This window comes from Allobosea sp. RIT-PG3_2 (assembly GCF_057321085.1).
Map to the genome: position 1 here is coordinate 296536 of NZ_JBXWCA010000006.1, position 12519 is coordinate 309054.

The 12519-nt window shown below is 66.3% G+C and carries 14 protein-coding genes; 9 read left to right on the forward strand and 5 right to left on the reverse strand.

Features of this window, described 5'->3' with window-relative positions; genetic code table 11:
- Positions 1–60: 60 nt before the first annotated feature.
- Complete coding sequence (locus AC2FAN_RS19010) at positions 61–507, forward strand: iron-sulfur cluster assembly scaffold protein (RefSeq protein ID WP_476805790.1); 447 nt, start codon at positions 61–63, stop codon at positions 505–507.
- Here AC2FAN_RS19010 and AC2FAN_RS19015 read toward each other — a convergent pair whose 3' ends face one another.
- Positions 508–1281 carry a phosphatase PAP2 family protein gene (locus AC2FAN_RS19015; protein ID WP_265053880.1) on the reverse strand — a complete coding sequence of 258 codons (774 nt, stop codon included), beginning with the start codon at positions 1279–1281 and terminating at the stop codon, positions 508–510.
- Between the two features lie 105 nt (positions 1282–1386).
- On the opposite strand from AC2FAN_RS19015, the gene yidD reads away from it, so the two are divergent.
- From yidD to AC2FAN_RS19045, 6 genes are all read left to right on the forward strand, one after another.
- Positions 1387–1749: a membrane protein insertion efficiency factor YidD gene (yidD, locus tag AC2FAN_RS19020; RefSeq protein WP_265054843.1), complete on the forward strand. Its 363-nt coding sequence runs from the start codon at positions 1387–1389 to the stop codon at positions 1747–1749.
- A 52-nt stretch (positions 1750–1801) separates the two neighbouring features.
- Complete coding sequence (thrS, locus tag AC2FAN_RS19025; RefSeq protein WP_265053879.1) at positions 1802–3799, forward strand: threonine--tRNA ligase; 1998 nt, start codon at positions 1802–1804, stop codon at positions 3797–3799.
- 229 nt (positions 3800–4028) lie between these two features.
- Positions 4029–5321, forward strand: a complete 1293-nt coding sequence (locus tag AC2FAN_RS19030; RefSeq protein ID WP_485175893.1) for a DUF2157 domain-containing protein — start codon at positions 4029–4031, stop codon at positions 5319–5321.
- Entirely contained in the window at positions 5318–5938 is a 621-nt protein-coding gene (locus AC2FAN_RS19035; protein WP_265053877.1) for a GDYXXLXY domain-containing protein, read from the forward strand. The genes AC2FAN_RS19030 and AC2FAN_RS19035 overlap by 4 nt, the downstream gene beginning before the upstream one ends.
- Before the next feature lie 421 nt (positions 5939–6359).
- Positions 6360–7586 (forward strand): OpgC family protein, encoded by a 1227-nt coding sequence (locus tag AC2FAN_RS19040; RefSeq protein WP_265053876.1) that lies wholly within the window; start codon positions 6360–6362, stop codon positions 7584–7586.
- A gap of 23 nt (positions 7587–7609) precedes the next feature.
- The gene (locus AC2FAN_RS19045; RefSeq protein WP_265053875.1) at positions 7610–8335 is read left to right on the forward strand and encodes an SGNH/GDSL hydrolase family protein; all 726 of its coding nucleotides are present in this window, start codon (positions 7610–7612) and stop codon (positions 8333–8335) included.
- A 107-nt stretch (positions 8336–8442) separates the two neighbouring features.
- Here the strand turns inward: AC2FAN_RS19045 and AC2FAN_RS19050 are convergent, their stop codons facing one another.
- The gene (locus AC2FAN_RS19050; RefSeq protein WP_265053874.1) at positions 8443–9351 is read right to left on the reverse strand and encodes a hypothetical protein; all 909 of its coding nucleotides are present in this window, start codon (positions 9349–9351) and stop codon (positions 8443–8445) included.
- A gap of 103 nt (positions 9352–9454) precedes the next feature.
- On the opposite strand from AC2FAN_RS19050, the gene AC2FAN_RS19055 reads away from it, so the two are divergent.
- Together AC2FAN_RS19055 and AC2FAN_RS19060 are read left to right on the forward strand one after the other, a co-directional pair.
- Positions 9455–10024 carry a nitroreductase family protein gene (locus AC2FAN_RS19055; RefSeq protein ID WP_265053873.1) on the forward strand — a complete coding sequence of 190 codons (570 nt, stop codon included), beginning with the start codon at positions 9455–9457 and terminating at the stop codon, positions 10022–10024.
- 1 nt (position 10025) lies between these two features.
- The gene (locus AC2FAN_RS19060; protein WP_265053872.1) at positions 10026–10634 is read left to right on the forward strand and encodes a flavin reductase family protein; all 609 of its coding nucleotides are present in this window, start codon (positions 10026–10028) and stop codon (positions 10632–10634) included.
- 139 nt (positions 10635–10773) lie between these two features.
- On the opposite strand, the gene AC2FAN_RS19065 is transcribed toward AC2FAN_RS19060, so the two are convergent.
- The 3 genes from AC2FAN_RS19065 to AC2FAN_RS19075 are packed head-to-tail and all read right to left on the reverse strand — an operon-like array spanning position 10774 to position 12390.
- A complete protein-coding gene (locus AC2FAN_RS19065; RefSeq protein WP_265053871.1) occupies positions 10774–10989 on the reverse strand; it encodes a heavy-metal-associated domain-containing protein in 216 nt (71 codons plus the stop codon).
- Between the two features lie 19 nt (positions 10990–11008).
- Positions 11009–11887 carry an HpcH/HpaI aldolase/citrate lyase family protein gene (locus tag AC2FAN_RS19070; protein WP_265053870.1) on the reverse strand — a complete coding sequence of 293 codons (879 nt, stop codon included), beginning with the start codon at positions 11885–11887 and terminating at the stop codon, positions 11009–11011.
- Between the two features lie 5 nt (positions 11888–11892).
- Entirely contained in the window at positions 11893–12390 is a 498-nt protein-coding gene (locus tag AC2FAN_RS19075) for a MaoC family dehydratase (RefSeq protein ID WP_265053869.1), read from the reverse strand.
- Positions 12391–12519: the final 129 nt, after the last annotated feature.

The window sequence follows — 12519 nt, forward strand, 5'->3', positions numbered from 1 at the left end:
AACGCGTTGTCCGATCAGCTTGCGCTGCAAGCCGATCGGCGCGTGCTCTAGGACCAAGCCATGCTGGACGACGTCTACAACAAGCGCATCCTTTCGCTTGCCGCCAACATCCCCCTGCTGCAGCGCCTGCCGTCTCCTGACGCCACGGCGCGGGCTCACTCGAAGCTATGCGGCTCGACCGTGACAGTCGATGTCACCATGGAGGGCGATGTCGTCACCGGCTTCGGCCATGAGGTGAAAGCCTGCGCGCTCGGGCAGGCCTCCTCCTCGATCATGGCGGGCCACGTCATCGGCTCGACGGCGGAGGAACTGCGGCAGGTGCGCGAACAGGCCCGCGCGATCCTGAAGGAGAACGCCGATCCGCCCGAAGGCAAATGGGCAGATCTCGCCGTGCTCGTGCCGGTGCGGGACTTCAAGGCGCGTCATGCCTCGACCATGCTGACCTTCGACGCGGTCGTGGATGCGATCGACCAGATCGAGACGCGGCGGCGCGAGGCCGCCGCCTGATCATTTCATGCCGAAGGCGACCTTGATTTCCGGGATCGTCTCGTCGAAGCGCGACTTGAAGGCACGCTCCGCCAGCAGGGCCTTGGCGACGGCGCGTCCGACCTTGTCACCCGCGACGAGGTCGCTGGGATAGTGGAAGCCGCAGATCAGGCGGCTTTCGTCATAGCTCTTCACCCGCTCCTCCAGCTTGTCCGCCATGTCGGGGACGGCCGCCTTGAGCAGCTCCGCATAGAGAGCAGCCGTCGCTGCATGGCCCGAAGGGAAGGAGGTTCCTTCCGGACGCGCGCCGGGGCACGGCTTGACGCGGACCTTGGCCCAGAGCTGGAAGGGACGCGGGCGGCTGGTGAGGCGATGGACGCTCTTCAGCAGGATGCTGAGCTCGACCTGCGCCTCTCGGAACAGCAGCCGCACCTCGCGATGGGTGTTGTCGACATAGCTGGTTTCCATGCCGTTCAGGAAGTTCACCAGGCCCTGGCGCTGGTCGGCGATCGCCTGCTTCTCGCGCTCGGGCGTCCGGTTCAGCGAAAGCTGCTGCACCTGCTCGAACTCGGCCTTGGCTTCCGGGCTGTTCTGCGCCGGCGGCAGCCCGGTGAGATGGGCGACATCGAGCTTGGCACCGTCGAGCCAGAGGAGGTAAGGCCGTTGCTGGGCTGATGCCGGCACGGAAAGCACGAGGCTGAACGCCAGTCCGAGACCCGCAAGGGCATTGCGCAGGGGAGCCTGGCGCAGGGGGGCCTGGCGGAGCAGGGCATGGCGAAAGCGAACGGCGGGCATCATGTTTCCGGAATCAGGCGAGGGGAAGCGGTTCTGGTGACGGCTGAACGAAACGACGTAGATGATCTATTCCAGCGTCTCTTTGTTAAGCAAAGATTTTCGCGCCTGCGCCGGCTTGCACTTTTACCGCGCAGGCTCGCCCATATCCTGATCCGTGGTTACCAACTCAGCCTGTCCATGCTGGTTGGACGCCATTGCCGGCACTGGCCGAGCTGTTCCGCCTATACCGACGAGGCGATCCTGCGCTTCGGGTTGTGGCGGGGCGGATGGATGGGATGCGCGCGGATATGCCGCTGCAACCCATGGGGCACGAGCGGCATCGACATCGTCTGCGAGGAATTGCCGCCGGGCGCGAGGTGGTATAGGCCGTGGGCCTATGGCCGCTGGCGCAGGACAAATGTGCCGGCGGCTTTCGATTCCGCCGCCGAACCGGCCACGGGCGGCGGAACGCACCCTTCACATCCGTAGCCGGCCTTGTCTTACGGGGCTTGTATCCCCGAGTGAGCAGGATATCCGATCGATGACGATCTCCCTGACATTTCCCGATGGCGCCAAGCGCGAATTTCCCTCCGGCATCACCGGGGCTGAACTCGCCAAGGGCATTTCCCCTTCGCTCCTGAAGCGCACCGTCGCCATGGCGCTCGACGGCACGGTCGTCGATCTCGCCGATCCGATCACCACCGACGCGAAGATCGAGTTCCTGAACCGGGAAGACCCGCGTTCGCTCGAACTGATCCGGCACGACACCGCCCACGTCCTCGCCGAAGCGGTGCAGGAACTCTTCCCGGGCACGCAGGTGACGATCGGCCCCGTCATCGAGAACGGGTTCTTCTACGATTTCGCCCGCAACGAGCCCTTCACCCCGGAGGACTTCCCGGCGATCGAGAAGAAGATGCGCGAGATCATAGCGCGTGACAAACCCTTCACCAAGGAGGTCTGGAGCCGCGACAAGGCCAAGGATTTCTTCGCCGGGAAGGGCGAGGCCTACAAGGTCGAGCTGGTCGATGCGATTCCCGCCGACCAGACGCTGAAGATGTATGCGCAGGGCGACTGGATCGATCTCTGCCGCGGCCCGCACATGACCTCGGTCGGCAAGGTCGGCAACGCCTTCAAGCTGATGAAGACGGCCGGCGCCTATTGGCGCGGCGACAGCAACAACGCGATGCTGACCCGCATCTACGGCACGGCCTTCGCGAAGCAGGAGGACCTCGACGCCTATCTCAGGCAGATCGAGGAGGCGGAGAAGCGCGACCACCGCAAGCTCGGCCGGGAGATGGACCTGTTCCACTTCCAGGAGGAGGGGCCGGGCGTCGTGTTCTGGCACTCCAAGGGCTGGCGGCTGTTCCAGGAGATCATTGCCTATATGCGCCGGCGCCTTGCCGCCGACTACGAGGAGGTGAACGCGCCGCAGATCCTCGACAAGTCGCTCTGGGAGACTTCCGGGCACTGGGGCTGGTACCAGGACAACATGTTCGCGGTTAAGTCCGCCGCGGCCTTCGAGAATCCGCAGGACGCCGAGCGCGACCATCGCGTCTTCGCGCTGAAGCCGATGAACTGCCCGGGCCATGTCCAGATCTTCAAGCACGGGCTGAAGAGCTATCGCGACCTGCCGATCCGGCTTGCCGAGTTCGGCAATGTCCATCGCTACGAGCCATCAGGCGCGCTGCACGGGCTGATGCGCGTGCGCGGCTTCACGCAGGACGACGCGCATATCTTCTGCACCGAGGAGCAGCTCGCCGCCGAGTGCCTGAAGATCAACGATCTGATCCTCTCGGTCTACGAGGATTTCGGCTTCACCGAGGAACTGGTCATCAAGCTCTCGACACGGCCCGAGAAGCGCGTCGGCTCCGACGCGCTCTGGGACCATGCCGAGGACGTGATGACCAAGGTGCTGGAGCAGATCGCGCGCCAGTCCGGCAACCGGATCAAGACCGAGATCAATCCGGGCGAGGGCGCCTTCTACGGGCCGAAGTTCGAATATGTCCTGCGCGACGCCATCGGCCGCGACTGGCAGTGCGGCACCACGCAGGTCGACTTCAACCTGCCGGAGCGCTTCGGCGCCTTCTATATCGGTGCCGATGGCGAGAAGAAGCAGCCGGTCATGGTCCACCGCGCCATCTGCGGTTCGCTGGAGCGCTTCACCGGCATCCTGATCGAGCACCATGCCGGGCATTTCCCGCTCTGGCTGGCGCCCGAGCAGGTCGTCGTCGCGCCGATCACCTCGGACGCCGATGCCTATGCCGAGGAGGTGACGATGGCCTTCCTCGGAGCCGGCATGCGCGCCCGCGCCGATCTCCGCAACGAGAAGATCAGCTACAAGGTGCGCGAGCATTCGCTCGCCAAGGTCCCGGTCATCCTGGCCGTCGGCAAGCGCGAGGCCGAGGAAAAGACGGTCACGATCCGCCGCCTCGGCAGCCAGGCGCAGACCGTGATGACGCTGTCCGAGGCGATTGCGTCTCTGACGCGGGAGGCGCTGGCGCCGGATCTGGCGCGCCGGCAGGCAGTCAGGGCGGCGTGAAGCTTCTGCGCCTTTCCTTCTCCCCTTGCGGGAGAAGGTGGCCCGGAGGGCCGGATGAGGGGGCGCACAGGTTCTGGAAGTTCGGTGTTCGTTTCGCGGCGGGCGTCGCGAGACCCCTCATCCGCCTGCCGGCACCTTCTCCCGCAAGGGGAGAAGGATGCGGTGATGCGCGCTCGCTCGACATTCCCTCTCTAGCTAATTCCGCTCCGACCATGCCAGATTGCCGGCGATGCTGACGGGTTCCTATCGCAAGCGGCTCGAGGCCGATCTCATCCGCTGGGTCGATGGCGGCCTGCTCAACGCCGACAGCGCCGGAGCGATCCGCCGCTCCGTCGCCAGCGAGCACAGCGGCTTCCGTCTGCCGGCACTGCTCGGCTTGCTCGGCGGCCTGCTGATCGCATCGAGCGTAGCGGCTTTCGTCGCGGCGAACTGGGAGGCGATCCCACGGCTGGCGAAACTCGGGGCGATCCTGGCGGGCATCGTGGCGTGCTTCGCCATTGCGTTCCGGCTTGAGCGGGGCGGTTCGCCGCGTGGCAGCGATGCGGCCGTCACCTGTGGCGTGCTGATCTTCGCCGCCGGGCTCGCGCTGGTCGGTCAGATGTACCATCTGCCGACAGATTGGCCGGGCGGCGCGGTGCTGATCGCGCTCGGCGGGCTCGCTGCCTCATTCCTGATGCGGTCGAGCGGGGCGCTGGCGATTGCACTCGTGGCGATCTGCGCCTGGAGCGGCGGGCGTTGGGAAGAGGCGCGCGACGGTGCCCATTTCGGCTTCTTCATCCTCTATTTGCCGGCGCTCTGGCTGGCCCTCTCGCGCAGCAACCGGCTGATTCATCATCTCGTCGTGCTCGCCGGGGCGCTCTGGATCGGCATGGTCCCTGGCTATCAACTGTTCGATCGCTTCGATTACGGCCTGCTCGCCTATGGTCTGGCGGTATCGGCTCTCTATGTGGCGCTGGGTGCGATTGCGCTCGATCGCGGCGGCCCCAGCCTGCTGACCGCCTGCCTGCCATGGGGCCTGCTTGGGCTCGTGCTCTGCCTGAATTTCGAGCTGGTCCGCATTCTCGACAATGACGAGGCGCGGGCGGGGCGTGCCTTCCTGTTCGTGTTCTACGCCTATGCCGTTGCAGTTCCGCTGACGGTCCTGGCGGCTGCGACGGCGCGCGACCGACGCTTCACCTGGCCGCTGGCGGCGGCGCTCGTCCTGGCGCTGCTCGTACCCGCCGTGTTCTGGAGCGGCAGCGCCATCGGCATGGCCGGCAAGATCACGGTGGCGAGCCTCGTCTTGCTTTCGGCGACGGCGCTGATGGTGGCAGGTGCGGCCGGAGGCGTCAGGCGGCTGGTGATGGCGGGCTCGATCCTGTTCGGCGTCGCGATCCTGATCCTGCTCTGGCAGACGATTGGCACGCTGCTGGACCAGTCGCTGTTCTTCCTCGTCGCGGGCGCGGCTCTGCTTGCGGTCGCCTCCGGCGCGCGGCGCCTGTTCGCGCGGTTGAACCCGCCCGCCGAGAAGGAGGCCGCATGATGCGCCTGTTCTCGGCCGACGCGATCGTAACGAGGATACCGCTCCTCTGGCGCGCGATTGCGGCTGTGTTGCTGCTGGGGCTCGCATTGCTCGCGCTCGTCGAGCAGCGGGCGCGCATCCTGCGTGGCGGCGCGGAGGTGCGTCTCAAGACTGTTCCGGTCGATCCGCGCGATCTCTTCCGCGGCGACTATGTCGTGCTCGCCTACCCGATCAGCACGGTCGAGGCGGGGCAGGACGGCACGCAGCCCTATCGGCGCGGGGAGACCGTTTTCGTGACGCTGGGGCGCGACGAGCAGGGCTTCGCCCGGGCGACCGGGGTTTCGCGCGACTGGCCGAAGAACAGCAACGATGCGGTCGTGATCGCGGGGCGCGTGACCGCGACAGGCGGTTGCGCCACCAATGCCGACGGCGCCTTCGACTGCAGCGGTAACCGCAACCGACTCCGTATCGCCTATGGGCTCGAGAGCTATTTCGTGCCCCAGGGCGAAGGCAAGGCAATCGAGACGACGGAGAAGGCCCGTATAGAGGTCGTCGCTGGCGTCTCCGCATCCGGCGAGGCGGCGATCAAGCGCCTGCTGATCGATGGCAAGCCGGTCTACGCCGAGCCGCCATACTGAGACCGCGCCGGCCGACAGCGTCCAGAGCGCGCTGCATTCAAGTAAAAGCGAGGGTCATCCCGGACGCCGCGAAGCGGAAATCCGGGATCCATTCCTGAACCTTTGCCGGCCGTGCTCCGGCATCGATCCCGGGTCAAGCCCGGGATTTTGTCTTCGAGCGTCACGGGCTTCGACTGAGGCCCGGCATCACATTGCCGTGTCGTCGACGCTTCGTCCCAACCCTGCCGCAAAGCGCGCTGATGGTCCGCCACACGCGCTTGTGACAATGCACCGCGTGACGCGACTCCCCTTCGGTTATATGAACGGCAGATGAACGATCTCGACAGGGAACGTTCATCTTGAGGGGCCGCCGGCGGGGAACCCGCGATCGGCCGCCGCGTTCCGCACTAGCCCGTCCTAGCCTGCTGAAGGACAGCCGTCCGTGTCGTCCATTTCCTCCTTCAGGCGCTTCCTGCTCCTCGGCCAGCCGGCCGAAAGCACGGCGCGTTCGAGGGGCAGCCGCGATGCGCGCATCGACGTGGTGCGCGGGCTGGCGCTGCTGATCATCTTCATAAACCACATGCCCGGGAACGTCGTATCGGCCTATATGCCGCATAATTTCGGCTTCTCGGACGCGGCCGATATCTTCGTGCTGCTGGCCGGCGTTTCGGCCACCCTGGCCTATGGCGGGCTGATCGAGCAGCGCGGCTTCCCGGTCGCGGCGCTGAAGCTCGGCGGGCGCCTCTGGACGCTCTACATCGCCCATATCGCGGTGTTCATCATCGTCTGCGGCGTCGTCGCCACGGCCGTGACGCAGACGCAGAACCCGCTCTATATCGAGGCGATCAACATCCAGCCCTTCTTCCGCGACACGGTCGAGGCGCTGATCGGCGCGCTGACGCTGACCTATCAGCCGTCCTATCTCGATATCCTGCCGCTCTATATCGTGCTCCTCGCGCTGTTTCCGGCGATCTATTACGCCGTGCGGATCAGCCCGCTGCTGACGCTCGCCGTCTCGCTGGCGATCTGGCAGGCGGCGCTCGCCTTCGAGCTCAACCTGCCGAATGGCAATGCCGGGATCTGGTTCTTCAACCCATTCGCCTGGCAGGTCGTCTTCACGCTGGGAATCATCATCGGCCGCGCGGCGCAGCTCGGTGTCGGCCTGCCCCGGCTGGTCTGGCTCGATGTCGTGGCAGTCGCGTTCATTCTCTTCGCCTGGGTGGTGAAGACGTCGGCCGGCAATCCGACCGGAATCGGCGCGCTGAGCGACTGGGTCGATTCCGTCCAGCTCGGCTCGGACAAGACGAACCTCGCCTGGACCCGGCTGATGCATGTCGGGGCGCTGAGCTGGCTCGCGATCCGCTGGCTGCCGGCCGGTGGCGCGATGGCGAAATCGGCGCTTGGGCGTGCGTTGGCTTGCGCCGGGCAGAACTCCCTCCATGTCTTCTGTGTCGGGATCGTGCTGTCGATCATCGGCCAGATCGTGCTGGCGGAGACGTCCTTCGCTCTGGACGTTCAGTTGCTGATCTGCACCGCCGGCGTTACAGTGCTGACAGGCTTAGGGATTTTCCTGTCGTGGTACCGTTCGATCACGAAACGCGGCGCAAGCGCCGAGCCTACCCCGGCACGTGGCGCGCAGGCGCCGCGGCCTTCCTTCTCCTCGCGCTGAATTCCCTCGCCGCCGGCGTGCCGATGCCGGCACCGGCCGATGCCCGCTGCCGGATCGATGCGGCCAAGCCGGCTTTCCAGCCGAGCCTGCCGGCTGCGCGCAAGGCGCTGCAGGAAACCGGCCGGCTGACGGTCGTGGCGCTCGGTTCCTCCGCGACGGCCGGTTCCGGCGCCAGCGCCGAGGACAAGAGCTATCCGGCCGTGCTGCAGGCAGAACTGCGGCGCCGCCTGCCCGGAGCCGAGGTCAAGGTCGTCAATAAGGGTGTGGGTGGCCAGTCGGCTTACGACATGCTGTTACGGATGCAGGTGGACGTCATCGACGAGAAGCCGGCCATCGTGATCTGGCAGACCGTGATCAACGACGCGATCCGCGACATCGGCGAGGAGAAGCTCGCCAAGATCCTGAGCAAGGGCATCGGCAAGGCGCGCGCGGCGGGGGTTGACATGATCCTGATGGATCTGCCGTGGCTGCCGCGCGAGGGTCGCTACCCGCATTACGACGAGTATCGCGCCGTGCTGACAAAGACGGCGCAGGAGCAGGGCGTCTCGGTTTTCCCACGCTATGCGCTGATGAAGGGCTGGTCGAATTCGCGCCAGTTCACGCCGGAGGAGCTCCTCGGCATGGATGGGCTGCATCTGGTCGATGCCGGCTATCGCTGCCTGGGCCTGCGCCTCGCCGACGGCATCGTCTCGGGCATCGGCAATGTCCGGATCGAGACGGTCGCGCCGGGCGTGAAACCGACCAACTGAGCCGGGCGCGTCATTCTCGGGCGGAGCCAAACGCAGATCCGAGAATCTCCCGCGGAGAAGGCGCTGGTTTCCGAGATGCTCGGGTCAGGCCCGAGCATGACGGGGGGTCATTTCGCAAGCACCTCGATATCGCGGTCGCTGCCGGATTCGACCTTGAAGTCGCGCGAATAGACCTGCCCCTCCTGCCGGGCGATCAGGACGTAATCGCCCTCGGCCAGGATCACCTGCGGAAAGGCGCCGATCGCCTCGCGGATGACGTCGCCGCCGGGGGTCAGCACGCTGAAGGCTGTGCCGGCGAAGGCTTCGCCGCCAGCGGCGGCGACGAGCTTCAAGGTGACCTTGGCGGCGCGGTGATGGAGCGTCGCCTCTGTGACCTTGCCGGTCTCCACCTTCACGTCGGCGCGCTGGATGGCGTTAGAATCGCCGTAGGTGGAGACGACGTGATAGGTGCCCTCGGGCAGGCGGATGACCTCGCCGGCCTTGGCCCCGCTGGTGACGAGCCGGCCTTCCGAATTGCCCTGCAACGGCACGAAAACGGAGAAGGAGAGCTGCCCGGCGGATATCGGCGCGTCGCCGATCGACCCTGCCAGGGACAGCGCGCCGGCGCTGATCTGCACCTGGTCGCGCAATCCTTGCGGCCCGAGACTGACGCGCTTGGTGCCGCTGGCAAAGCCGTAGGCGGCGTGAACGATGTAGTTGCCCGGCGGAAGCGCGAAGTTCGGTTCGGGTTCCGTGGAGCGCGCAACGATCCGGGGTGACGAACCGTCGACGGTCTCGCTGAGGATACGCCAGTTCAAGCCGGACCGGATCGGCTTGCGATCGCTGGCGAACTGGGCCGTGACGGCGAGCCGTGACTGGGCGGTCGCAGAGCCGGGCGCGGCTGGTGCCGGGGCGTCGGCACCCGGACCGGTATCGGGCGTCGGTGTCTGGGCCGAAGCCGGCGAGAACAGGACGGCCACGGCGAAGACGACGCCGGCCAAGCGGCGACCAGCTTCAAAACCATCCAATTCAAGCATGCTTTTCGTCCTCGGCGGCCCTGCGGCGATGGTGGAGCAGGTTCGCTTGTCCTCATCATGGCGAAGGAATAGGTCAATTCCATCGCCATCGTCAGGATGTTTCATGACCGATACGCTCTCTCTGCTCAAGCTGCGTCGCTCCGTGCCGCCGCAGTTCCTGTCCGCTCCGGGGCCGCAAGGGGCGCAACTCGACGAGCTACTCGCGATCGCCGCCCGCGTGCCCGATCACGGCAAGCTCGCGCCCTGGCGCTTCGTCATCTTCACGGGCGCTGCCCGGGAAGAGGCGGCCGAGGTGGTCGCCCGCGTCTTCCGCGAGCGCAATCCGCAGGCGAATGACGATCAGGTCGAATTCGAGCGCAAACGCCTGCTGCACGCGCCCGTCATCGTCGCCGTGGTCTCGCGGGCGCGCCAGCACGTCAAGATCCCGCTTTGGGAGCAGGAGCTCTCGGCCGGCGCGGTCTGCATGAACATGCTCGTCGCCGCCTATGCGATGGGCTATGCCGGCTCCTGGCTGACGAACTGGTTCTCGTTCGACCGGGTGGTTTTGACCGAGTTCGGGCTGGCCGAGGACGAGCGGATGGCCGGCTTCATCCATATCGGCACGCCGACGGCGCCGATCACCGATCGCGACCGGCCCGTGATGTCGGACATCGTCAGCTATTACGGGGCCTGACATGACCTATTACTCGGCGACGAAAGACGATCTCGGCTTCGCCCACGACCCGTTCAAGGCCATCGTGGCGCCGCGGCCGATCGGCTGGATCACGGCGCTGAGCGCGAAGGGCGAGGTCAATCTCTCGCCCTACAGCTTCTTCAACGCGATCTCGTCGCGGCCGAACATCGTGATGTTCTCATCGGAGAACAAGAAGGACGCCGTCGCCTTCATCGAGGAAACCGGCGAGTTCACCTGCTCGCTGGTGACCAGGGCGTTGGCGCAGCCGATGAACCTGACCTCGGCGCCGCTGCCGCGGGGCGAGAGCGAGTATCCTCATGCCGGGCTGGAGATGGCGCCGTCACGCTTCGTCAAGCCGCCGCGCGTCGCCGGCACGCCGGCTGCGCTCGAATGCAAGCTGCTCTCGATCCAGCAGTTGCAGGATCTCGACGGCAATGCCGTGCCGCGCTGGATGGTGCTGGGGCAGGTCGTGGGTACCTTCGTCGACGACGCCTTCGTCAAGGACGGGCGCTTCGACACGGCCGGTGCCAACCCGATCGCGCGCTGCGGCTATGCCGATTATGCCGAGGTGACCAGCCTGTTCTCGATCCAGCGGCCGGCGGGCGGCTAGGGCAGCCGTCGCGCGGGCGTTCATTCTCGGGCGGAGCGAAGCGCAGACCCGAGAATCTCGGGATGCGAGAGCACCGGAGCCTCCTTCCGCGTGAGATGCTCGGGTCAAGCCCGAGCATGACGCTCTGTGTCGACTGGCTTCAGCCCTGCGCCAGCGGACCCTTGGCGCGATAGTCGCCGAGTTCCGCCAGCGCCTTGTTGATCGTTTCTGCGTTGAGGGCTGTCCCTTCGGGCAGGGTCAGGCGCGGCGGGTCTAGCGTTACCGTCGCGCCCGGTGCCAGCGCCGTGGCGGCGCGCTGGACGCGCGAGGCGCAGCCGCCGCAATGCATGCCTGAAACTTCAAAAACCTGAGTCATTCGAATCGCCTCCGGCTGTTTATTCAGCCAGTTTCCGAGCGCGCGCGACGAGCCGCTGCGCCCTGATCAGATGGGGACGATCCAGCATTTCGCCATCGAGGCCGATCACGCCGGCGCCGGGATTGGCTTCGAACAGCGCGATGATCTGCTCGGCCTTGGCGAGCGCAGCGGGCGAGGGCGAGAAGATCTCGTTGATGGGCGCGACTTGCGCCGGATGGATCGCCATCTTGCCGGTGAAGCCGTCCCGCCGCGAGGCGAGGCATTCGGCCCGGAAGGCAGCATCGTCGCGGAAGTTGGTGAAGACGGTATCGATCGCGTCGACCTGCGCGGCGCTCGCGCCGAACAGCGTGAGCGCGCGGGCAAGGCGGTAGGGGTCGGTATAGGAGCCGTCCTCGAGCCGGTTGGTTTCGGCGCCGAGATCGGCCGAGAGGTCCTCGGCTCCCCAGGTCAGCGCCATCAGCCGATGCGAGGAGCGGGCGTAGCTGCCGAGGCCGAAGATGCCCTTGCCGCTTTCGGTCGCGATGGGAAGGATCCGCGTCGCGCCGTCGGGGAGGTCGGACTCCGCCTCGCGCACGGCGATCTTGGCGGCGAGATGGCCGACATCGATCCCGCCTTCCGATTTCGGCAGCATGATCGCGTCCGGTGCGCCGGGCATGACGGCGTCGAGATCGGCCTCGCTCATTCCGGTGGTCAGGCCGTTGATGCGCACGATCAGCAGCGGGCGCTTCGGCAGCGCGCGTGCCGAATCGAGAAAGGCGCGGGTGATCTCGCGCGCCTGCGGCTTGCCGTCGAGCGCGACGGAATCCTCGAGATCGAGGATCAGGGCGTCGGCGCCGCTGTCCAGGCCCTTCTGCTGCTTCTTGGGGCTGTCGCCCGGCACGAACAGGAGCGAGCGCATCCGGGTCAGACCGCGACCGTGGCGGGTGCCGGCCGCTTGCGCATGAAGGCCTGGCGGCGGCACTGCGCGACGAGCGTGCCGTCCTGCTTGTAGGCCTTGTGCAGGAAATCGACGATGCCGGCATCGGGCCGCGAGCGCGACTCGCGCTTGGCGACGATCTCGGTGGTGCAGTTGATCGTGTCGCCCTCGAAGAGCGGGGCGGGGAAGCCGACATCGGTCATGCCGAGATTGCCGATGGTGGTGCCGACGGTGGTGTCGTTGACGGATATGCCGATCATCAGCCCAAGCGTGAACAGCGAGTTCATCAGCGGCTTGCCCCATTCGGTCTCGGTCGCGCAGAAATGCGCATCGATATGAAGGGGTTGCGGATTGAGGGTCATGTTGGAGAACAACATGTTGTCCATCTGCGTGACGGTGCGCGTCAGGCCGTGCTCGATGACCGCGCCGACCTGGAAATCCTCGAAATAGATCCCGCCACGCTTGTGACGCACCACATCCGCCATAGACGCCTCCGCCTTCGCAAAGGCCGGCCGCTGAGCCGGCGCGAGAAGTCGTAGAATGCCGCCCGCCGGGAGGGAAGCGGAAAGCGTGGCGTTAAGCTCCTGCAGGGCATCTTAACGGTTCGCTTACCA